Source organism: Arthrobacter sp. Leaf69 (genome assembly GCF_001422645.1).
GTDB lineage: Bacteria > Actinomycetota > Actinomycetes > Actinomycetales > Micrococcaceae > Arthrobacter.
This window is the reverse complement of the sequence record NZ_LMLR01000010.1, coordinates 157,220-179,588: the sequence shown is the minus strand read 5'-3', so window position 1 is coordinate 179,588 and position 22,369 is coordinate 157,220. Positions and strand designations below refer to the sequence as shown.

17 protein-coding genes are annotated in these 22,369 nt (G+C 69.1%); 8 read left to right on the top strand and 9 right to left on the bottom strand.

The annotated features are described in order from the left end of the window. The first annotated feature begins 2 nt into the window (after nt 1-2). Genes ASE96_RS06125 through ASE96_RS06115 form a run of 3 tightly spaced genes read left to right on the top strand, consistent with a single transcriptional unit; the run spans nt 3 to nt 4,488 of the window. Entirely contained in the window at nt 3-1,430 is a 1,428-nt protein-coding gene (locus tag ASE96_RS06125; RefSeq protein ID WP_056427524.1) for a gamma-aminobutyraldehyde dehydrogenase, read from the top strand. A 19-nt stretch (nt 1,431-1,449) separates the two neighbouring features. Beyond that, nucleotides 1,450-3,216: an amidohydrolase gene (locus ASE96_RS06120; RefSeq protein WP_056427521.1), complete on the top strand. Its 1,767-nt coding sequence runs from the start codon at nt 1,450-1,452 to the stop codon at nt 3,214-3,216. A 9-nt stretch (nt 3,217-3,225) separates the two neighbouring features. Further along, the gene (locus tag ASE96_RS06115; protein ID WP_082492614.1) at nt 3,226-4,488 is read left to right on the top strand and encodes a M20 family metallo-hydrolase; all 1,263 of its coding nucleotides are present in this window, start codon (nt 3,226-3,228) and stop codon (nt 4,486-4,488) included. A 46-nt stretch (nt 4,489-4,534) separates the two neighbouring features. Here the strand turns inward: ASE96_RS06115 and ASE96_RS06110 are convergent, their stop codons facing one another. Next, a complete protein-coding gene (locus ASE96_RS06110) occupies nt 4,535-5,326 on the bottom strand; it encodes a hypothetical protein (RefSeq protein ID WP_056427518.1) in 792 nt (263 codons plus the stop codon). Nucleotides 5,327-5,419: 93 nt separating this feature from the next. On the opposite strand from ASE96_RS06110, the gene ASE96_RS06105 reads away from it, so the two are divergent. After that, a complete protein-coding gene (locus ASE96_RS06105; RefSeq protein ID WP_056427515.1) occupies nt 5,420-6,019 on the top strand; it encodes a YdeI/OmpD-associated family protein in 600 nt (199 codons plus the stop codon). A 41-nt stretch (nt 6,020-6,060) separates the two neighbouring features. On the opposite strand, the gene ASE96_RS06100 is transcribed toward ASE96_RS06105, so the two are convergent. The 5 genes from ASE96_RS06100 to ASE96_RS06080 form a co-directional block, all read right to left on the bottom strand. Further along, entirely contained in the window at nt 6,061-7,968 is a 1,908-nt protein-coding gene (locus tag ASE96_RS06100; protein ID WP_082492613.1) for a glycogen debranching N-terminal domain-containing protein, read from the bottom strand. 129 nt (nt 7,969-8,097) lie between these two features. After that, a complete protein-coding gene (locus ASE96_RS06095) occupies nt 8,098-9,273 on the bottom strand; it encodes an ABC transporter ATP-binding protein (RefSeq protein WP_200913004.1) in 1,176 nt (391 codons plus the stop codon). Further along, nucleotides 9,270-10,862, bottom strand: coding sequence for an ABC transporter permease (locus ASE96_RS06090; protein WP_200913003.1), 1,593 nt, complete (start codon nt 10,860-10,862; stop codon nt 9,270-9,272). The genes ASE96_RS06095 and ASE96_RS06090 overlap by 4 nt, the downstream gene beginning before the upstream one ends. Before the next feature lie 4 nt (nt 10,863-10,866). Then, a complete protein-coding gene (locus tag ASE96_RS06085; protein ID WP_056427504.1) occupies nt 10,867-11,922 on the bottom strand; it encodes an iron ABC transporter substrate-binding protein in 1,056 nt (351 codons plus the stop codon). A 165-nt stretch (nt 11,923-12,087) separates the two neighbouring features. Further along, nucleotides 12,088-13,386 (bottom strand): glycoside hydrolase family 76 protein, encoded by a 1,299-nt coding sequence (locus ASE96_RS06080; protein WP_082492612.1) that lies wholly within the window; start codon nt 13,384-13,386, stop codon nt 12,088-12,090. Between the two features lie 172 nt (nt 13,387-13,558). Between ASE96_RS06080 and ASE96_RS06075 the strand changes: the two genes are divergently transcribed. After that, nucleotides 13,559-14,392: an SDR family NAD(P)-dependent oxidoreductase gene (locus ASE96_RS06075; RefSeq protein WP_056427501.1), complete on the top strand. Its 834-nt coding sequence runs from the start codon at nt 13,559-13,561 to the stop codon at nt 14,390-14,392. After that, a complete protein-coding gene (locus ASE96_RS06070) occupies nt 14,392-15,612 on the top strand; it encodes an acyl-CoA dehydrogenase family protein (protein ID WP_056427498.1) in 1,221 nt (406 codons plus the stop codon). The genes ASE96_RS06075 and ASE96_RS06070 overlap by 1 nt, the downstream gene beginning before the upstream one ends. A 20-nt stretch (nt 15,613-15,632) precedes the next feature. Here ASE96_RS06070 and ASE96_RS06065 read toward each other — a convergent pair whose 3' ends face one another. The 3 genes from ASE96_RS06065 to ASE96_RS06055 all read right to left on the bottom strand — a co-directional run bounded on the left by ASE96_RS06065 (nt 15,633) and on the right by ASE96_RS06055 (nt 18,574). Then, entirely contained in the window at nt 15,633-16,466 is an 834-nt protein-coding gene (locus ASE96_RS06065; RefSeq protein ID WP_056427495.1) for a DUF1684 domain-containing protein, read from the bottom strand. A gap of 96 nt (nt 16,467-16,562) precedes the next feature. Then, nucleotides 16,563-17,762 (bottom strand): endonuclease, encoded by a 1,200-nt coding sequence (locus tag ASE96_RS06060; protein ID WP_056427492.1) that lies wholly within the window; start codon nt 17,760-17,762, stop codon nt 16,563-16,565. A gap of 188 nt (nt 17,763-17,950) precedes the next feature. Continuing rightward, nucleotides 17,951-18,574 carry a TetR/AcrR family transcriptional regulator gene (locus ASE96_RS06055; RefSeq protein ID WP_056427489.1) on the bottom strand — a complete coding sequence of 208 codons (624 nt, stop codon included), beginning with the start codon at nt 18,572-18,574 and terminating at the stop codon, nt 17,951-17,953. Between the two features lie 117 nt (nt 18,575-18,691). Here ASE96_RS06055 and ASE96_RS06050 point away from each other — a divergent pair, with 117 nt between their 5' ends. Together ASE96_RS06050 and ppc are read left to right on the top strand one after the other, a co-directional pair. Continuing rightward, entirely contained in the window at nt 18,692-19,372 is a 681-nt protein-coding gene (locus tag ASE96_RS06050; RefSeq protein WP_056427484.1) for an NADPH-dependent F420 reductase, read from the top strand. Between the two features lie 156 nt (nt 19,373-19,528). Further along, the gene (gene ppc / locus ASE96_RS06045) at nt 19,529-22,345 is read left to right on the top strand and encodes a phosphoenolpyruvate carboxylase (protein WP_056427480.1); all 2,817 of its coding nucleotides are present in this window, start codon (nt 19,529-19,531) and stop codon (nt 22,343-22,345) included. The last annotated feature ends 24 nt before the right edge of the window (nt 22,346-22,369 follow it).

The following is a 22,369-nucleotide window of genomic DNA, read 5'->3' as shown; positions in this document are numbered from 1 at the left end:
CCATGATCACCCTGCACAACATCATCAACGGTGAGATCGTCCCAGGCAGTGCCGCCGACGGTTCGGCCGGGTCCACCCTGCCGTTCTTCGACCCCGCCTCCGGAGTCCAGCTCGGCACCGCCCCGGACAGCGACGCCGCCACCGTGGACCGTGCCTTCCAGGCCGCCCACACCGCCTTCCAGAGCTACAAGCGGACCACCCCGGCCGAACGCCAGGCCATGATGCTCAGGCTCGCCGACCTCATCGAAGCCAACGCCGACCGGCTCCTGGACGCCGAGGTGGCCTGCACCGGCAAACCCCGCCCGGTCACCCGCGAGCTCGAGATCCTCCGCGGAGCAGACCAGCTGCGCTTCTTTGCCGGCGCCTGCCGCGTGGTGTCCGGAACCGCGCAGACCGAATACGTCCGCGGCTTCTCCTCCACCGTCCGGCGGGAACCCCTCGGCGTGGTCGCCCAGATCACCCCGTGGAACTACCCGTTCATGATGGCCATCTGGAAGATCGGACCGGCGCTCGCCGCCGGCAACACCCTGGTGCTGAAACCGGCGGACACCACCCCCTGGTCCACCCTCATCCTGGGCGAGCTGGCGCAGGAAGCCTACCCGGCCGGCGTCGTGAATGTGATCTGCGGCGGCCGGGGGACCGGGGCCGCCATGGTGGAGCACGAGATCCCGGAAATGGTATCCATCACCGGCTCCACCCGGGCCGGGGCGCAGGTGATGTCCGCGGCGTCGAAGACCCTCAAAGACGTTCACCTGGAACTCGGCGGCAAGGCACCCGCGATCGTCTTCGCCGACACCGACATTGACCTGGCGGCCCGGGAGATTGCGCTCGGCGCGTTCTTCAACGCCGGACAGGACTGCACCGCCGTCACCCGTGTGCTTGTGGAGGAATCCATCCACCACGAGTTCGGCACAGCGCTCGCCGACGCGGCCGCCGCGCTGCAGGTCGGCGGCGACGCCGCGGATCTGGGACCGCTGAACAGCGCCGCGCAGCTGGACCGGGTGGAGGGCTTTATGTCCCGGCTCCCCGCAAACGCCAGGGTCCTCGCCGGGGGCAAGCGCACCGGCGCCGGGTTCCACTTCGAACCGACCGTGATCGACGGGGTCTTCCAGTCCGACGAGGTGGTCTGCGAGGAGATCTTCGGACCCGTTGTCACAGTGCAGCCGTTCGCCACGGAGGCGGAAGCCATCGAACTCGCCAACGGGACGAAGTACGCGCTCGCCTCCAGCGTTTGGTCGAACAACCACGGCGTCGTCACCCGGGTATCCAACGAGCTGGACTTCGGCGCCGTCTGGATCAACTGCCACCAGGTGATCCCCGCCGAGGCCCCGCACGGCGGTTTCAAGCACTCCGGCACCGGCAAGGACCTCTCCGTCTTTGGCCTGGAGGACTACACCCGCATCAAGTCAGTCACCACCTCCCACCGCTGAGAACCACGCTAGGTATCCCATGAAACTCGATCTGTTGCTGCGCAACGCGGACATCATCACCATGGACGAGCGCCGCCCGCATGCCACCTCGCTGGGAATCTGGCAGGGCCGGATTGTGGGCCTCGATGATGACCTGGACGGGCTGGAAGCGGCCGAGGTCCTGGACCTCGCCGGCGCCACCGTGACCCCCGGCTTCATTGACGCGCACTGCCACACCACGTGGTTCGGTCTTGGCCTCGGCGAACTGGACGTCTCCGCCGCGCGCGGGCTGAACCAGCTCTACGCCCTTCTGGAGGCCGGCATGGCCGCGGACGGCGCCGCGGTCAGTTCCGCAGGACAAGGGACAGAGCCCCGTGCCACAGCGCCGGCACCGGACTGGCTTCTCGCCACCGGCTTCAGCCAGCAGCAGCACGGCGGCGAATTCCCGGACATTACCGTCCTGGACCGGATCACGGGGAACCGGCCGCTGTTCATGCGGCACAACTCCGGCCACATGGCCATCGTCAACACCGCCGCGCTCCGCCTGGCCGGCGCCGACCAGGCGTCGTTCCCGGACCCCGACGGCGGCGTGATAGTCCGCGACGCCGCCGGCCGGCCCACGGGGCTGGTCCAGGAAACGGCCCAGCAGCTGATCCAGCAGCTGATCCTGCCGTATTCCAGCGAGGCCATCGAAGCCGCGCTGGACCGGGCCACCAGCTACTACGCCGCGGAGGGCATCACCAGCTTTACCGAGGCGGGGATCGGCGGCGGCTGGATCGGCCACAGCCCGGTGGAGTTGGCCGCCTACCAACGGGCAGCGTCGGCGGGCCGGCTCCACGCCCGGGCGCAGGTGATGCCGGTCCTGGACGTGCTGCACCCCCTGGGCGGCCAGAACCCGCCGGACGCGGCAACGGCCGGCCTGGACCTGGGCATCACCAGCGGCTTCGGCGGCGAATTCCTGTCGCTGGGCCCGGCGAAGGTGTTCCTGGACGGCTCCCTGCTGGGCGAAACGGCTGCGGTCAGCCAGGACTACTGCAGCCACGGCGGAACGGACAACACCGGCAACACCGGATATTTCCAGGCCGAACCGGAGGAGCTCCGGACGAAAATCGAGGCCGCCTACGCGGCGGGCTGGTCCATCGCTGCCCACGCCATCGGTGACCGCGCCGTCGATCTCGCGATCGACATCATCACGGACTGCGCCGCGAAGTACGGCCGGCGGGCCGTGCCCAACCGGATCGAACACGCCTCGATGACCCGGCCGGAGCAGCTGCACCGGCTGGCCGCCGCGGACATCGCCGTCACCCCGCAGGCCAGCTTCTTCTTCGACGGCGGGGACGGCATGACCGCCTCGCTCGGTCCGGAACGGCTGGGCTGGGCTTACCGTGCGGCGTCGTTCCTTGCCGCGGGGGTGACGCTCGCCGGCAGCTCCGACCGGCCCGTGGCGGACGGAAACGTGCTCCGGGGCATGCAAGCCTTCGTGGACCGGCGCACCGCCTCCGGCAACGTGTTCGGCAACCCGGACGAACGGCTGAGCCCGTTCCAGGCCCTGGCGGCATACACCACGGAAGCCGCGGCGGCCACCGGCGCATCGCACCTCAAAGGCTCGTTGATCCCCGGAAAACTCGCCGACTTTACCGTCCTCTCCGGGTCCCCGCTTTCCGCCGGCAGCATCGCGGAGCTCGAGGTCCTGGCCACCGCCGTCGGGGGTAGGTTCACGTTCCGGACGCCCGGCCTGCAGCCCCGGCCGGCGGACGACTCCGCCGTAACCACTCCCAGCCTCAGCCCAGCCTCCAACCGTTCATAGGGGAACACCGTGACCACTCAGACCAGCTTCAGCACCCGCGACGCCGCATTTGTGCGGGACTTCCACATCATGAGCGCGTTCGGCGCTACCGCGAACGGCGGCGTCGAACGGCAGGCCGCCAGCGTGCCGGACGGCGAGCAGCGGCAATGGCTCACGGGCCTGCTGGAGGCCCGGGGGTTCACCGTCGAGTTCGACCGGGCCGGCAACCAGTGGGGCCTGTACGAGGCCGTGCCGGGGGCCCCTTTCGTGGTGGTGGGTTCGCACATGGATTCCCAGCCGACGGCGGGACGCTACGACGGCGCGTACGGCGTGCTCGCCGCGGCCCACGCAGCGTTCCGGCTCGTGGAGCAGTGGGCAGCGGCCGGACCCGCCGGGCAGCCCCGGTTCAACATCGCGGTGGTCAACTGGTTCAACGAGGAGGGCTCCCGCTTCAAACCGTCCATGATGGGCTCGTCCGTCTACACCGGCAAACTCGAACTCGAAACCGCGCTGGCCACCACGGACGCGGCGGGAGTCTCGGTCCGCGATGCCTTAGACGCGATCGGCTGCCGTGGCAGTTATGAGGGCCCCGAAGCCGCCTACTGCGCTGAAATCCACATCGAGCAGGGCCGGAGCATGGAGCGCGAAGGGATCACGATCGGCCTGGTGAGCTCCAACTGGGCGGCCAACAAATACGAGTTCGTGGTCCACGGCGAGCAGGCCCATACGGGCTCCACCGTGATCGCGGACCGGAAAGACGCGTTGCTGGGCGCCTCCATGATGGTGGTCGCCGCCCGGGAACTCGCCGACGCCTTCCCCGGCGTGCTGCACACCTCCGTGGGGCAGCTGACCGTGTACCCGAACTCGCCCGTCGTGGTGCCGTCCCGGGTCAACCTGCTCCTGGACCTGCGCAGCGCCGATGAAGCGGTCCTTGCTGAGGCGGACGCGCTGCTGCACGCGCGGATCCCCGAGATCGAGCGGCTGGCGAACGTTACCGTTGAACGCAACCACGGCCACTCCTGGCCCGTGACGCCCTACCAGCCCGAGGGCGTGGAACTGGCTGCCAAGGTCGCGGCGGACCTGGGCCTGTCGAACAAGCAGGTTATGACCCTGGCCGGCCACGATTCGACCAACATGAAGGACCTCGTGCCGACCGTGATGCTCTTTGTGCCCAGCGTGGACGGGATCTCCCACAACGAGCACGAATACACCAGAGACGAGGACATCGTAGCCGGGCTGACGATGCTCACCGAAGTCGTCAACCGCCTGTGCAACGGGGCGCTCGAGGACTGACTCCGGCCGCGTCCTCAACCGGCAGCCGGCACCCTGCGCCGCATCATCACCCGGCAGCGGGCGCCGCGGATATCCAGAGCGGCGGCCGGGCGGCGGTGCCGCCCGCATCGGGGTTGGCCACGTGAAGGGTGGGGACGGCAGCCTCCTCGATGATCGCCGCCTCGTGTCCAGCCTCCTCCAGGCGCTGACGCAGGGCGCCAAGGTCACCGGCGTATTCGAAGCCCAGGCCGGCGCTGCCGGCCCCGGTTCCGGCACCGACCATCAGGACCCCGCCGTTTTTCGCCGTGAACGCTTCCGACTCGGCCGTGTCCGCGTCGGCATCGCCGCCGGCGGAACCGCCGCTGCCCGGGACCGGGCGGGGCCGCGCGCCGATGTTGCGCAGGGTTTGGGCCGCGGCGACGGCGTCTTCTGCGAACCAGACGCCGACGACGGCGACGCCCGGGTCCGCCTCCGGTGACCCGCCCCAGCTGCCATCGCCGGCGCGGGCGGCCGGATCGGCCAGGAAACTGAAACCGTCCGCGGCCGTGATGCGGCAGGACGGACCATGGTCCGCCTCGATGAGCTCGGCGGTGGTGCCGCCGGACATGGTGGACTCGGCGGCCCCTGCCTCCTTGGTCCGGCGGGCGAACTCCTTCAGGTCTCCCACCTCGACGCCCAGGGAGGTGCTGCCGTCCTCGGGCGAGCCCAGTTCGGCGACGTGGAGGGCGAGGCGGCCGGAACCGGCGTCGAACTCCCGCCAGGTGGGCTCGTCAACTGTCTTGACCAGGCCCAGGCCCGTGAGTAGCCGCTCCCATTCATCAAGACGGGAGGTGAAGTGGATCGGGCGGACACGCAGCATCGTTGCTCCTCAAGGTTGGAACGGATTCCGGCTCTCAGGGATATCGTCCCACCAAAGCGGCCGGAACGGGCCAGTGCGGAGCACAATGGTGCCATGGCTGCTGAACTCGAGGAACTGCTGGTGAAGGACGCGGTGCAGTGGCGCGCCTGGCTGGAGGAACACCACGCGGACAGTCCCGGCGTCTGGCTGGTGCTGCATAGGAAGGGCGGCGCCGTGACGGAGCTGGACTACGAGGCCGCCCTGCAGGAAGCCCTGTGTTTCGGCTGGATCGACGGGCAGGGACGGCGCCGCGATGAGGAGAGCTCGTTCCAGCGGATGACCCGCCGGGGACCCAAAAGTGTGTGGTCCGCCCGGAACGTGGAGCGGATCGGGCGCCTCGAGGCCGCCGGGCGGATGGCTCCCGCGGGACGCGCCGCCGTCGACAGCGCAAAGGCGGACGGCCGCTGGGAAGCCGCCTACTCCGGAGCGGCGGAGGCCGAAGTGCCGGCGGATCTCGCCGCTGCCATCGCGGACGTACCGCGGGCGCAGGCGATGTTCGACGTCCTGACCTCGGTGAACAGGTTCGCCCTGATCTACCGGACCGACGGCGTCAAGCAGGCCGCCACCCGGGAGAAGAAGATCGCGGGTTTCGTCGAGATGCTCGCCCGGCACGAAACGCCCTACCCGCAGAAAAAACGTCCGCCGGCGCCCTGACGGCGGCCCGCGGCCTGCACCCGGACCGTGGTCCGCGGACCCTAGAACCCGACGCCCATGGCCTGTGCGATCACGACGGCGGACGCCGAGGACCACGCCTGCGGGTGGCACGACGCCGGATACGGCACCGCGTGCCCCGCCTCCTCCGCCGTGATGCCCGCGAACAGTTCCGGCAGGCGGTGGCCGAAAGCGCCGGACGCGGAAAGCAGCCCCTCGGCGATGGTCCGGGCTTCGGCCAGGAAACCCTCGGCGAGCAACCCCCGGACCGCGATCGCGGTGTCGTGGCTCCAGACCGAACCGCAGTGGTAGCTGAAGGGCCAGAAGCCAGCGGCCCGACGGGAAATCGTGTGCACCCCGTAACCGGAGAACAGTTCGGGGCTCAGCAGCCGGTCCGCCACGAGGCGGGCTTCGGAAGCATCCAGGATGCCGGTGCCCAGCAGATGCCCCATGTTGGAGCCCGGGATGTCCAGCGGCTCGCCGTGCCCGTCGAGGGCCATGGCAGGGAAGGGGCCGCCGTAATCCTCGACCCAGAAGCGCTCGCGGAAATTCTGCTGTAGCGCTTCGGCAAAGTCCCGCAGCGCCTGGCCGCCTGGTTCGCCGTAGGCATCGAAGAGATCGGCCGTGTCGACGGCGGCCTGGTAGGCGTAGCCTTGGACCTCGGCCAGCGCGATCGGGCCGTCCGCCTGGCGGCCGTCGCGGAACTGCATGGCGTCCCCGGAATCCTTCCAGCCCTGGTTGCTGAGGCCGTGGCCCGTAGCGTCCTGATAGCTGAGGAACCCGCCGTTCGGGCTGCCCGGCGCACCCCCGGCGGCCAGCAGCCACTCCACCGCATGCGCTGCGCTGGGCAGCAGCGAACGGACCGTGGCGTCGTCCAGTCCGGCCTGGCCCAGTTCGGCCAGCAGGCACAGCCACAGCGGGGTGGAATCCACTGCGCCGTAGTACACGGGCGGCAGGCGCAGGCCCTGGCTCTCCAGAACGAGCTCCTTGGACCGGAGCTCATGCAGGATCTTGCCGGGTTCCTCGGCGGCGCCCAGGTCATGCCGGGTGCCCTGGAACGCGGCCAGGGTGCGCAGGGTTCCGGCGGCGAGCCCAGCGTCCAGCGGCAGCAGCATCCGGGCGGCCCAGAGCGAGTCGCGTCCGAACAAGGTGAAATACCAGGGCGCCCCCGCGGCGAGGAACGGCGCGTCGGGCAGCTTCCGGGTTGCCAGGCGGAGACCCGCGAGATCGTCCAGGGCGTTGTCCAGCAGCAGGCCCAAGGCGCCCGACGGCTCGGCGCGGACCCGGCGTGCGGCTGGCGGCCGGGCCGCCACGACGGCATCGTCGCTGTCGGCCAGCACGGCCTGCCATTCCGCTTCGAACGGGCGTCCCCGCCCTGCCGTGCCGCGCCAGACGAGCCTTTCGCCGGCGGCGACACTGCCGGGGGCCGCTACCGTCAGGGTCCGTCCGCCGTCGCGCCAGCGCAGCGTCGAATCGTCCGCCGAGAACGGCTCGGCGGGATCGCGGAAGCGGCTGAGACGGATGGCGGCCATGTCGGTGAAGTCCGCGGCGAGCTGGATTTCGATTTCCACGTCCAGTGACTCGAGGGAGGTGGCCAGGTGAAGGGAGTGCCGGACGACGCCGGGCGTGACCGTCCAGATCTGAAGCAGTTCGACGGCGGGATCCTCCGTCGGCCCCGGGATGCCGCGGACCAGTCCACGCACGCGCAGCACACCGCCGGCCTCTGCCTCGACCGTGGCGGGCTCCGGCTCCATGCCGTTCACCCGGACCTCCGCCCGGCACAGCATCCGGGTGTCCCCGTGCAGCAGGCCTGTGAACCAGCCGCCGCCCGCTGCGCTCGAGGAGCCCGTGCCGCCGGGGACGCTGGCCAGCCGACCGTCGGCGTCGAGCCACAACTGGGTGGGGGCGGCCACGGAGCAGTGCTGGCGGTGGAGCGCTGGCTGAACTGTCATGCGCCCCACCCTATGCCGGGAGCAGGACCGGCTCAACGGGCCCCGCGGGGAACAACCGCCCTGTTATTGCAAAGGCCGGCTAAGGCCTGCGAAGGCCAGCCGGTGAACGGGCGGCCGTTCGGGCAGCCGCTAGGCCGGCGGCAGGTCCTCCACCGGGAAAGCCACTGCCTCGCCGACGACGCGGAGGCACAGCTCCGTTCCGGGGCGGGCGATCGAGGCGTTCCAGTGCCGGATGGTGATGATTTCGCCGCCGCCGGGATAGCGGTGGTCGGCCACGGCGCCGGCCGCGAGGACGGGCGGGACGGCGAGCTTGAGCCGCACGGTGGTTTCCGGCCCGAAGTAATCCGTGTCCACGACGACGCCGCGGATGGGGCCGTCCTCGGCGATCCGGATCTGCTCCGGGCGGAGCATGAGCTGGACCCGGCCCTGCGCCGGGGGCCGGCGCACGGGGATGCCGCCCAGGGAGCACGTGGCCAGGGAGCCTTCCATCCACGCGTCGAGGATGACGGCGTCGCCCAGGAATTCAGCGGTGGCGCGGTCCGCCGGGCGCGTGTAGACGATGAACGGGTTGCCGATCTGCGCTAGCCGACCGCCGCGCATCACCGCCACCTGGTCCGCGAACGACAGCGCCTCGCCCTGGTCATGGGTGACCAGGATGGTGGTGACACCGGCGTCGTGGAGCACCTTGCCCACCGCCCGGCGCGTGGCCACGCGCAGTCCGGCGTCCAGCGCGGAGAACGGTTCGTCCAGCAGCATCAGTTCCGGTTCGCGGGCGAGGGCGCGGGCCAAGGCCACCCGCTGCTGCTGCCCGCCGGAGAGTTCGTGCGGGCGGCGCTTGGCCATGGCAGGGTCCAGCGAGACCATCTCGAGGAGTTCGGCCACGCGGGACTTCACGCCGCGGTGCCCGCCGGGGAGCTTGGCGGCGTCGAGGCCGAAGGAGATGTTCTGCCCGACGTTCAGGTGCGGAAAGAGTGCACCGTCCTGCGCCACGTAGCCCACGTGGCGTTTGTGCGCCGGGACCCAGACGCCTCCGCCGGCCACTTTGCTGCCGCTGAGCGAAATGCTGCCGCTGTCCGGGTGCTCAAATCCGGCGATCAGGCGCAGCAACGTGGTCTTGCCGGAGCCGGAGGGACCCACGATCGCTGTCGTGCCTCCCTTGGCCACCGAAAGGTTGACTCCCTGGAGGACGGCCTGGGAGCCGAAGTTCTTGGTGACGGAGTCGATTTCCAGATGGCTGTTGGTGCTGGTGGCCACGGACGCGGCGATCCGCGGTTCCGGGAGCCGGGAGGGGCTGTAGTCGGTCACTGTCCCGCTGCTTTCTTGGACTGCTGGAAGAGAAGGTAGGTCATCGGTGCCGAAATCAGGATCATCAGCAGGGCGTAGGGCGCGGCGCCGGCGTAGTCGATTTCGCTGCTCTTGCTCCAGAACTCGGTGGCGAGCGTCCGGGTGCCGTTGGGGGAGAGCAGCAGTGTTGCGGTGAGTTCGTTCACGATCGCCAGGAACACCAGGGCGGCGCCGCCCGCGGCGGCCGGGGCGGTGAGCCGCAGCGTGACCCGGAGGAACGCCAGCAGCGGCGGCTTGCCGAGCGCCTGGGCGGCCTCGTCGAGTTCCTTGGGCGCCTGGGCCAGGCCGGAGCGGATATTGACCAGCGCGCGCGGGAGGAAAAGCAACACGTAGGCCGCGATCAGCAGCGCCGTCGTTTGGTACAGGTCCGGGGCCGCCTTGATGCTGACCGTCACGAAGGCCAGGCCCACAACGATCCCCGGCAGGGAACTGGTGATGTAGTTGGACAGCTCCAGGGCCTTGCTGAACCAGCTGGGGTGCCGCACGGCCAGGTACGCCATCGGGAAGGCGACGACGGTGGTGGCCAGGGCGCCGGCGAGGCCGTACATGAGGGTCTGCAGCAGGGCCGGCAGGAACTCGTCCGCGGCCCAGATCTCCGGGCCGCCGGCTACGATCCAGCGCAGCACGAAGGTCAGTGGCAGCCCGAAGGCCAGCGCCGTGAGCGCCGCCAGGAACAGCTGGGCCGGAAGCTGGTAGACGTGCAGCGGAAGACGCAGGGCGCCGGCCTGGGCACCCGAGCCGATCCTGGCGTACCGGGCACTGCCGCGGCTGCGGACTTCGATCAGGAGCAGGATCAGGCAGAGGAACACGAGGACACTGGCCAGCATGTTCCCGGCGGTGCCGTTGAACGTGGACTGGTACTGCACCATGATGGCGGTGGTGAACGTGTCGAAGCGGATCATCGCGAAGGCGCCATACTCGGCCAGCAGGTGCAGGGACACGAGCAGCGCGCCGCCCGTCATCGCGATACGCAGCTGCGGCAGCACCACCCGGAAGAACGTGCGCCAGGCGCCGAGCCCCAAGGCGGCGGCGGACTGCTCAATGGCCGGGTCCAGCCGGCTGAGCGTGGCCGCGGCCGGGATGTACACGAGCGGGAAATAGGAGAGCGTGGCGATCAGCACACCGGACCACAGGCCCTCGAGTGACGGGACCGCGGAGACCCAGGCGTAGCTGTTGACGAACGCCGGGATGGCCAACGGTGCGGCGAGCAGGACGGCCCACCACTTGTGCCCCCGGAGCGTGGTCCGTTCCACCAGCCAGGCCCCGCCCACGCCCAGGGCCAGGCAGAGCGGCACGGTGATCGCCATCAGCAGCACTGTGTTGAGCAGGAGCTCACCCACCCGCTCCCGGAAAATCAGGGCAACAGCGGTCTCCCACCCCGTGGCGGCCGTCATCACGATGACGTAGCCCAGCGGGATCAGGGAGAACAGGGCAATGAGGACGGCCAGGACGGACACTGCGGATACGCCGAAAGGCGGGCGGGGGCGTGTGCCCCTGCCCGCCGTCGCCGTGCTCCCGGACGTCCGGGGAGCCGCCACCTTGGTTGTCACCTGGTTACAGCAGTCCTGCCTTGGTCATCAGCTCGGTGACCTTTGCGGAGTTGAGCTTGGCCGGATCCACAGTGGGGGCCTCCAGTTCCGCCAGCGGGACCAGCTTCTCGTTCGCCGGGACATCGGAGGCGATGGCGTACTCGAAGGACGTGCCCTTCTGGAGGATCTCCTGGCCCTTCTTGCCGGTGATGAACTTGACGAAGGCCTGGGCCGCCGCCGCGTTCTTCGAGGACTGCAGCACCCCGCCGCCGGAAACGGACACAAACGCGCCCGGGTCCTGGTTCTTGAAGTAGTACGGGGCGACGTTCTTGGAGTTCTCGCCGGTCTTGGCCTGGTCGCCGTAGTAGTAGTAGTGGTAGATCAGGGCGGCATCGACCTCGCCGGCGTTGACTGCCTTCATGGCCGTGCTGTTGCCCTTGTAGGCCTTGGAGTTCTCCTTCATGCCCTTGAGCCATTCCTCAGTGGCAGCTTCGCCCTTGAGTTCGAGCAGGGCGGAGACGATCGCCTGGAAGTCGGCGCCGGACGGCGAGGCCGCCCACTTGCCCTTCCACTCCGGCTTGGCCAGGTCCAGCATGGACTTGGGCAGCAGGTCCTCGGTGAGCTTGGTTTTGTCATAGACCAGCACCGTGGAGCGGGCCGCGATGCCGGTCCACTTGTTGGTGGAGGGCCGGAATTCGGCGGGCACCTGGTCGATGGTGGCCTTGTCGACGTCGGCGAAGAGGCCGGCGTTTTCCACCTGGGCCATCGCCGGGGAATTTTCGGTGAGGAAAACGTCGGCCGGGGACGCCTGGCCCTCCTGGATGATCTGGTTGGACATCTCGGTGTCCGAGCCCTGGCGCAGGGTGACCTTGACGCCGGTTTCCGCGGTGAACGCGTCCACCCATTCCTGCGTCAGGGATTCATGCTGGGCGTTGTAGACCGTGATCTCGCCGGAGATCTTGCCGTCAGCGGCGGCGCTGCTGCTGGGGGAAGTCGAGGCGCCGGAGCCACAGGCGGCCAGGCCGAGCGCGGCGGTCGCGGCCAGCGCGATACCGGCCAGCGCATTGTTGCGGATCTTCATGGGGCTACTTTCTGCAAGGAAGTTCGTAGGGACCCTATCCCCCTGTGAGCGGGGAAGTTAGGGCGTGCTCACTACGAAAAACTGTAGGTTAGCCAAACCTAAGCAACCAAGCCGAGAGCGCCTTAAGTGACGAGGATCACATGGATTACGAAACTATTGCGTGACTTAATTCCCTGACTGGGATTCCGCGGGTGATTCCGCCGCCGGACCCGCCTCGCCCGGCTCAACCTGTTCCCGCGCCGCGTCCTCCCGCCCTGTATCTTCCGGCTCTGCCGCGCCGGACCTTCCGGTAATTGACGCGGCCGCTTCCAGCACCATCCAGGCCTGCAGCTGGGTGGAAAGCTCGACGGCGGCGCCCGCCGGGTAGCTGCGCCGTGCCGGCAGCTCAGGGCGGGCAGAGAACAGGATCCTGCCGCCCTTGTGCGCCAGGGGTTCCTTGGAGGACACGATGCGGCGGCCCTCCCAGAAGGCCTCGGCGGTGTCGTTCACCAGCGTCGCGGCCGTCGTCCGGACCTCCTGCGGAAGCCGCTCGTCGACGGCGGCCAGGGCCAGGTACCGGACGAGGATGCCGGTGAAGAGCCCGCCGTCGCCGGTACCCTCGCAGCGCAGCACCGTGGCGCTGCGCCCCATCAGCGGCGCCGGGAGGGTGAGGTTGCGGGCCACGGCGGCCACGAGGGTGGACGCGCGGGCCAGGTTGGTGTCGCCGCCGAGTTCCAGCAGCGCGCCGAGGACCGGCCCCTGGTTGTAGGTGTAGATGGCGCTCTCCAGCACCACGTCGCCGCCCGGAGCGATCCGCAGTCCGTCCTGGTACATCCCCTGTTCGGGATCGAAAAGCCGGGCATCGAGCCAATCCAGCAGGGCCTGCGCCCTGGCCGCCTTGCCGGTACGGGCGAAGTAGAGCGCCACGGGTGCCGTGGCCGGGGTGTTCTTGAAATCCCGCTTCTTGCTCCAGAAGGTGCCCCCGCCGAGGTCATCCGTGGAGGCGGAATCAAACTGCAGGGTGAGGCTCTGCAGGACCTTGGCATTGCGGCGGCGTCCCGCCGCCTTGCGGCTGTCCTCTGCGAGCTTCTCCAGCCGCAGCGTGGAGAGCGCCAGCCAGGCCATGTCGTCATAGTAGTTATTGACGAAGGTCAGGAAATTCCGCAGCCGGATCCCGGTGACCAGCTGGGAGGCGAGCCGGCCGGCGCTGGGGCGGTTCTCGCCGTCGAACCGCGTGCCGGGACGGCCCTCGGTGCCGAGTTCCCGGCGGCCGGTGTCCACGAGGCAGTCCACGTAGTGCGCCTGCCACCAGTAGTGCCAGGGCCGGGCGAGGTTCTTGACCCGGCCCGAGGGCCGCACCACCGCGGCGATGTGCGTCCCCGGCAGGAAGAAGAGCCGCTGCCCGAACAGCCTGGTCACCGAGCGGGCCGCCTCGTCTGCCCGGAACGACCAGTTGGGGGCGGTGGAAATCTCTGCTGGGGTCATGGCTCCAGCCTACTGGCGGCACGGCGTCCGGGCCGGGATCGTCGCGGCATCGCGGGGTGAAGGTGCGGAAAGTCCGCATTCCAGTTAACATTCACTAACTAATGTTCCCTGCAGATTCGTGACGCTGCACACAGCGCCCCTGCGGGTTCCGGTTCCACATCAAGGAGGATGCATGGACATCAAAGGTACAGTCGCGCTGATTACGGGCGGGGCCTCGGGCCTGGGCGCCGCGACGGCCCGGCGCCTGTTCGACGCCGGCGCCTCCGTGGTCCTGGCGGACCTGCCAAGCTCCGCGGGTGACGCCTTCGCCGCCGAGCTGAATGCTTGGGGGGAGGTCCACGTGGACGCCCCCGCCGCCGGGGACCGGAAGGAGCCTGCCCACAAGGCGGTCTTCGTTCCCGCAGACGTCACCAGCGAGGAGCAGGTGCAGGCCGCCGTCGACGCCGCCGTCGCCCTCGGCCCGCTGCGGATCGTGGTCAACTGCGCCGGGATCGCCACCCCCGGCAAGGTCCTGGGCCGCGACGGCGTGCTGCCGCTGGAGAGCTTCAACCGCGTCATCCAGATCAACCTCGTGGGCACCTTCAACGTCATCCGGCTTGCCGCGGCCGCCATGGCGGCCACGGAGCCGGCCGTGACCGAACTCGGCGGACCGGAGCGCGGTGTCATCATCAACACCGCCTCCGTCGCCGCATTTGACGGCCAGATCGGCCAGCCGGCCTACGCCGCCTCCAAGGGGGCGGTGCACGCCATGACGCTGCCGATCGCCCGCGAACTGGCGCGCTCGCTGATCCGGGTGGTCACCATTGCGCCGGGCATCTTCGAAACACCGATGATGGCCGGGCTGCCGCAGGAGGCCCAGGATTCCCTCGGGCAGCAGGTGCCGCACCCGTCCCGGCTGGGCAGGCCGGCGGAGTACGCGAACCTCGCGGCGCACATCGTGGAGAACGCCATGCTCAACGGCGAGACCATCCGCCTCGATGGGGCCATCCGGATGGGGCCGAGGTGATGCGGGCCGGTCTTGCCCAGTCCCCGGCTGCTGCCTCCGTCGAGGGGCTGCCGACGGCCGATTTCTTCGACTTCGAGTCGATGCTCAACACTGCGGAACAGGCGAAGCTCGCCGAACTGCGGGAGTTCCTGGCCCGCGAGGTGGCGCCCTTCGCTGGCGAATGGTGGAACAAGGCCGAGTTCCCCGCAGAGATCCTGCCCAAGCTGGCGGCCCTCGAACTGAGCGCCCCGGCCCAGCGCGGCTACAGCAATCTGTTCGCCGGGCTGGTCATCGCCGAGATGACCCGGGTGGACACCTCGCTGGCAACCTTCTTCCTGGTCCACCACGACCTCTTTGTCGAGTCCCTGTACGGTTTCGGCTCCGAGGAGCAGAAGGCGCGCCTGCTCGACGACGCCGCGAACCTCCGGACCACCGGCGCGTTCGCGCTGACCGAACCGGAGCATGGCTCCGACGTGGCCGGCGGCATGGAGACGGTCGCCCGGCGTGTGCCCGGCGGCGGGCCCGACGGCGGCGACACCTGGGTGCTCAACGGCACCAAGCGCTGGATCGGCAACGGGACGTTCTGCGACTACATGCTCGTGTGGGCGCGTGACGAGGCCGGAGGCGCCATCCGCGGCTTCATTGTGGACGCGACCCTGCCCGGTGTGACCCGGAGCCGGATCGAGAACAAGATCGCCCTGCGCACGGTGCAGAACGCGGACATCGTCCTCAAGGATGTTCACGTGGCCGAGGCGGACCGCTTCGCCGGGATCAACAGCTTCGAGGACACGAACGAACTGCTGCGCGGCTCGCGGATCATGGTCGCCTGGCAGGGCGTCGGCCAACAACTGGCGGCGTTCGACGTCGCCCGGCAGTACGCCGTCGAACGCCAGCAGTTCGGCCGGCCGCTGGCGAAATTCCAGCTGGTCCAGCAGCAGCTGGTGACGATGCTTGGCAACGCGGTGGCGAGCATGGGCATGATGGTCCGGATCGCGCAGCTGCAGGACCAGGGCGCAGCGGACATGCCGCAGGTGGCCTTGGCGAAGTCCTATGTGAGCGGCCGGATGCGGGAAACCGTGGCGATGGGCCGGTCCCTGCTGGGCGGCAACGGGATTGTCACCGACTACCGGATGGCCAAGATCTTCGCCGACGCCGAGGCGATCTACACCTACGAGGGCTCGTTCGAGATCAACACGCTCATCGTGGGCCGCGCCGTGACGGGGGTTTCCGCGATCGTCTGACCGGGGCCTTCCCCGGGCGCCTAGAACAGGCCGGGCTCTTTCTCCCCGGCCTCGATCCGGTAGTCCAGGCTGTTGTTTTTCACCGGCATGGGGCACGTGCCGTACGGGGTGAAGGCGCTGGGGTAGTTGATGGCCCGGTTGAAGTCCAGGCTGACCGTGCGGTTTCCCAGGGAGTCGACGCGGGGCCGGGCGGTGGAGACCTTCCGCCACTCATCCGTTAGTTCTCCGTTGGTCTCGTCGTGGAACGTCACCGTTAACGCGCCGAGCTTTTCCTCCTCGGCCTGCAGGTGGAACTCGTGGTCCTTGCCGGGGAGCCGGAACACCAGTTCGCCCACCGAGCGGTGGACCCCGTCCACCAGCGGGTTGGCCGTGCCGACCGGGACGTCCACGGGCTCCGGATAGGGCCGGAAGCTGGCCTCGACCACCAGGTCCGGCCGGTAGTCGAAGGTGGGGACGCCGTCGAACCCGGTGAACACGGGCGACGTTGAATCCCGGGTGCGCAGGGCGTACCTGCTGGCGCGCATGGCCAGTTCCACCACCACCTGCCGGCCGTCCTCGCCGCCGTACTGCACCCACAGCAGGGACTCCTCGTTAGACAGGGTTGCGCTGATGGTGCCGTCCACGGGTTCGCCGGTCTCCACGAGGGTGAGCCCGTCGGCCGCCGCAGCGGTGAGGTACGCCGTCGTGCCGTCCGAGGACCAGCGGCCGGGGACGAGTTCGACGGCGGCCGGCTGGTCTTCCAGCCACTGGAAGGACGTCAGGGTCAGCCAGCCGTAGTCGCTGGCCAGGGCCGCGTTGCGGCTGTTCCGGAAGCGCTGCCAGCGGGCGAGCATGGCGTCAGAATCGGGATGCATGGTGCTCGCGGGTTCCTTCCAGGCGGTGAACGGCGTTGGCTACCACCCTAGGCCCCGCCCCGGCTCGCCGCTACCGGGCAAGGGCGGGCAACGGCGTCAGTTCCAGATGGCGTCGGCGTACTCCGGGTGGTCCACGAACGGGTTGCGGTTGCCCTGCCACAGCTCGTAGATGCGCTGGTTGCGGCGCTGTTCGAAGGTATCCGGCGGATCGATCCGGTTCCACTCCAGCAGGACACTCATTTTGCCCATGTAGGGGGCGGTGCCGTTGTTGACGAGGTTGTTCATTTCCAGGTCGGCGAAGCCGTCACCGCCTTCGTAGCGGACCGCCATGTACATGACCATCCGGGCGACGTCCCCCTTGACCGCGTTGCGCGGCTCCCAGGAATCCGCGTCGGTGTAATTGCCCGGCGCCTCGGCGGACTGTGTGCCGCCAAGGTCGAAGTCCTTGTTGCCGCGGGCGGAGTTGACCGTCACGTCGGTGGGCCTGAGGTGGTGCACATCCGTTCCCGGGCCGGTGGCCGTGCCGAAATCCCCGTGCGACTTGGCCCAGACGTGTTCCCGGTTCCAATCATCCACACCGCCGCCGTTGGTGGCCTTGGACTGGGAGCGTCCCGTGTACAGCAGGATCACATTGTTGCTGTTGGCCGGGTCCTGGTCCGTGTCCTTCAGGGCGTCCCAGACCTGGTCATAGCTGAGCTTCTGCTGCACGGAGATGATCTGGTGCAGGCTGCTTTCCAGGGCCGCGCCGGTCTTGCCGGCGGCGGGAGCGTAGTAGTCGCCGGCTGTTGGCGTGGGGGTCGGTGTTGGCGTCGGCGCTGCCGACAGGGCCATGTTGCTGGGACTTTTCAGGCCGGCGTGTGAGAAGTAGGCCGTCAGCTGTCCGGTGACGTCCACCTTCTTGCCCAGCAGGGACGGCGTGGTCTGCAGGCCAAATCCGGAACGGTACTCCGTGGTGACCTGGACGTAGAGCATCTTGGCCGTGTTCGTTTCCGCGGCCGAATCGGCAATTGCAAGGGCGGTGTCGGACGTGAAGCCGCTGCGGAGCACCGACGTTGCGGACGTCGGCTGGCCCACGATGTAGCCGGTCACCGCGGCCGTGGAGCCGTTTTGGGTCGCGACGGCCTGGGCCACCGTGAGCGGGGCGGCGGCCTGCGAGCCGGGCGCCGCGGCGGACTGTCCCACGAGGCCGACGAACAGCATACCGAGGATCACGACGGCGGCGATCAGCGGATTCCGCTGGGACACGGCGGCCTCCGGCCTTGTGGTAGCGGCGGCCGGGATGGGGGCTGGGGTCATGACGTGCTCCTCGACGCGGGGCGATCGCCGGAACGGTCGCACACAGAGAATTGACAGGTTTTGTCAAGACACTTCAAGATATGTCATCACGCGCCGGGCGGGAAGGGTTTGCGCCTCGCGGCCGCCGGGATTTGGCCAGAATTCGCCGGCTCTTCACCGCGGATGCCCGGCGGGCGCCCGGTGGGAGGTCAGTTCCCGGGAGCTGCCGTGTGCCCCAGGCTTGCGGCCACAAGTTGTGCTGCGGTGTCGCGGGCGGCGATGGCCGCCGCCGGATCGGCGTCGAGCACGCCGCTGGCGAGCCCGCCGTCGAGCACCAGGGTCAGGCTGCGGGCCAGCTGGTCCGGATCCGGGGCGCCGGCCTCCTCGGCCAGGCCGCGGATCCAGGTCCGGACATTCTCCTTGTGCGCCGCCGTGCGTTCGTGGACGCGCGTTCCGGAGGCGGACTCGGCGGCAGCGTTGATGAAGGCGCAGCCGCGGTAGCCGTCGCGGCGGCAGGCGCTGGTCAGCGCATCAAACAGTCCGACGAGCCGGTCCGCCGGGTCGGAGCCGGCGGCGTCCGCCGCGGCGTGGAGCTGTCCGGTCCAGACGCCGTCGACCTTTTCCAGGTAGGCCAGGATCAGGTCGTCCTTGGCCGGGAAGTACTTGTAGAAGGTGGCTTTCGCGACGCCCGATTCGGCAATGATCGTATCGATGCCCGCGGCCCGGAGCCCCTGGGCGTAGAAGAGCCGGAAAGCCGTGGCAAGGATCTTTTCCCGGGCCTGCCCGGCGGGCGTCCGGGCGGCCTGCTTTCCTGGGGCTGCTGTCGGCGTCATGGCTCAATCGTACACAGACAAGTCTGTCTGCGATTGTGGTAGACAGATCTGTCTGATAGCGTCTTGCGCATCAGTAGACCAACCTGTCTACCCCACCCCTTTCAGAATGAGGACGCCATGAAGATTGCCGTACTGGGAACCGGAACTGTAGGGCGCTCGGTCGCCGGTGCGCTCGCGCACCTGGGCCACGACGTAGTCATTGGAACCCGCGACCCGCAGGCGACGCTGGCGCGGACCGAGCCTGACGCCATGGGAACCGCGCCTTTCGCCCAGTGGCACGCGGCGCACGGCGAAATCGGGATCGGCACGTTCGCGGACGCCGCCGCCCGCGCCGACGTCGTCGTCAATGCCACCAACGGCGCAGGCTCCCTTGCGGCACTGACCGCAGCGGGCGCAGAGAACCTGGGCGGCAAGGTGCTGATGGACATCGCGAACCCGCTGGACTTCTCCCACGGGTTCCCGCCGTCGTTGAACCCGGTGAATACGGACAGCCTCGGTGAGCAGATCCAGCGTGCCTTCCCGGAAGCCCGTGTGGTCAAGACGCTCAACACGATGACCGCCAGCGTGATGGTGGATCCGGCGAGTGTGGCCGGGGGAGACCATTCGGTCTTCGTCTCCGGCAACGACGCGGACGCCAAAGAGGCCGTGGCCGGTTTGCTCACGGACCTTGGGCACCGGGACATCATCGATCTGGGCGACATCACCACCGCCCGGGGTGCCGAAATGATCCTGCCGATCTGGCTGCGGGTCTGGGGCGCGCTCGGAACCGGAGTGTTCAACTTCAAAGTGGCCCGCTAGCCCCACCGGCCGGGTCAGGGGCCGGCGCGGCTGACACTATCTGAGACGGATTCCCAGCCGGGCGTGGCTGCGGGTAGCATCCTTAGGGAAGAAAGTAACCCGGCTCACAGTATCCAGCGCAGTGTACGAGCCAAGTCCTCTCGAAAGATATTTTCCATGGCTGACACTGCAATGCACTCCGGCACCGATCTTGCGGCCGAACTCCGGGCCGACGTCCGCCGGGTGTCCACGCTGCTTGGCGAATCACTCGTCCGCCAGCACGGCCCCGAGCTCCTGGACCTGGTGGAGCAAGTGCGCCTGCTGACCAAGGAATCCAAGGAAGCCGCCCGCGGCGGTGCGGACGCCACCGGGCCGTGGAGCTCGTACGACGTCGTGGCCCAGGTCCGCGAGCTGCTCGGCTCGCTGCCCCTCGAGCAGGCGACCGACCTGGTCCGCGCCTTCGCGTTCTACTTCCACCTGGCCAACGCCGCCGAGCAGGTGCACCGGGTCCGCGGCCTGCGCACGCGGCAGGAAAAGGACGGCTGGCTGGCCAAGGCTGTCGCCGACGTCGCCAGCCAGGCCGGCCCGTCAGTGCTGCAGGATGTGGTGAACGAACTCGATGTCCGTCCCATCTTCACCGCCCACCCCACCGAGGCCTCCCGCCGCTCGGTGCTGGACAAGGTCCGCCGGCTCTCCGACATCCTGGCCGTGGCCACGGCGGAGGGCACCTCGGCGCGGCGCCGCCAGGACCGGCAGCTCGCCGAAGTGATCGACCAGATGTGGCAGACGGACGAGCTCCGCCAGGTCCGGCCCACGCCCGTGGACGAGGCCCGGAACGCGATCTACTACCTCACCGGCATCCTGGGCGACGCCATGCCGGAAATGCTCGCCGACCTCTCCGAACTTCTCGCCGAACACGGCGTGACACTCCCCGTGGAAAAGGCTCCCCTCCGCTTCGGCTCCTGGATCGGCGGCGACCGGGACGGCAACCCCAACGTCACCGCAGCTGTCACCCGGGAGATCCTGCAGATCCAGAACCAGCACGCCGTCCGGATCAGCATCGGCCTGATCGACGGTCTGATCTCCATCCTGTCCAACTCAACCGCGCTTGCCGGGGCGGACCCGGAGCTGCTGGACTCGATCGACGTCGACCTCAAGAACCTGCCAGGCCTGGACCGGCGGGTCCTCGAACTGAACGCCCAGGAGCCCTACCGGCTCAAACTCACCTGCATCAAGGCCAAGCTGCTCAACACCGCGCGGCGCGTCTCGGCGGGATCGGCGCACGAGCCCGGCCGCGACTACACCGCCACTGCGGATCTCCTCGCCGAGCTTGGCCTGCTGGAGCGCTCGCTCCGCAACCACCACGCCGCGCTCGCCGCCGACGGCGCCCTGGCCCGGGTCCGCCGCGCCATCGCCTCCTTCGGCCTGCACCTGGCCACCCTGGACATCCGCGAACACGCGGACCACCACCACGACGCCGTCGGGCAGCTGATGGACCGCCTCGGCGGACCCGGCGTCCGGTACGCCGAACTCAGCCGTTCCGAACGGCTTGAGGTGCTGGGTTCTGAGCTGGCCTCGCGCCGCCCGCTGTCCGGCCACCCGATCAAGCTCGACGGCGTCGCCGACGGCACCTATGACGTTTTCCGCGAAATCCGGCGGGCCCTGCGGACGTACGGCCCGGACGTGATCGAGACGTACATCATCTCGATGACCCGCGGCGCCGACGACGTCCTGGCCGCGGCGGTGCTGGCCCGCGAAGCCGGGCTGGTCAACCTTTTCGGCGAGGCCCCTTATGCCAGGATCGGCTTCGCACCGCTGCTGGAGACCGTGGAGGAGCTGCGCGCCTCGGCCGAGATCGTGGACGCCCTGCTCTCCGATTCGTCCTACCGCGAGCTGGTCCGGCTGCGCGGCGACGTGCAGGAAATCATGCTCGGCTACTCGGACTCCAACAAGGAATCCGGTGTGATGACCAGCCAGTGGGAAATCCACAAAACGCAACGCAAGCTGCGCGACGTCGCGGCCAAACACGGCGTCCGGGTGCGTCTCTTCCATGGCCGCGGCGGTTCCGTGGGCCGCGGCGGCGGGCCGACCTACGACGCCATCATGGCGCAGCCGAACGGTGTGCTGGAAGGCGAAATCAAGTTCACCGAACAGGGCGAGGTCATCTCGGACAAGTACTCGCTGCCCGAGCTCGCCCGCGAGAACCTTGAGCTCTCGCTCGCGGCGGTCATGCAGGGCTCCGCGCTGCACCGCACGCCGCGCACCTCGGAGGACCAGCGCGAGCGCTACGGCCACGTGATGGAGACCATTTCCGACGCCGCGTTCGCCCGCTACCGGACGCTGATCGACGACCCCGACCTGCCCGCCTACTTCATGGCGTCCACCCCCGTGGAACAGCTGGGGTCCCTCAACATCGGCTCCCGTCCGTCCAAGCGGCCCGATTCCGGCGCCGGGCTCGAGGGCCTGCGGGCCATCCCGTGGGTGTTCGGCTGGACGCAGTCCCGCCAGATCGTCCCGGGCTGGTTCGGCGTCGGCTCCGGGCTCAAGGCCGCCCGCGAAGCCGGCCACTCGGCCCAGCTCGTGGAGATGATGGACGGCTGGCACTTCTTCCGCTCGGTGCTCTCCAACGTGGAAATGACGCTGGCGAAGACGGACATGGACATCGCGGGCTACTACGTCTCCACCCTGGTCCCGGAGGAGCTGCACCACCTGTTCCGCGCCATCAGGGCCGAATACCAGCTGACCGTCACCGAGATCCAGAACCTGACCGGCGAGGACCTGCTGCTCGACGCGCAGCCCACCCTGAAGCGCTCACTGGAGATCCGGGACCAGTACCTCGACCCGATCAGCTACCTCCAGGTGGAACTGCTGCGCCGGGTGCGTTCCGAGGCCGCGGGGGAGGGCATGCCCAACGCCGAGATCGACGAACGCCTTCAGCGTGCCATGCTCATCACGGTCAACGGTGTGGCGGCGGGCCTGCGCAACACCGGCTAGTCCCGCCGCGGTCCGGCCGGCAGT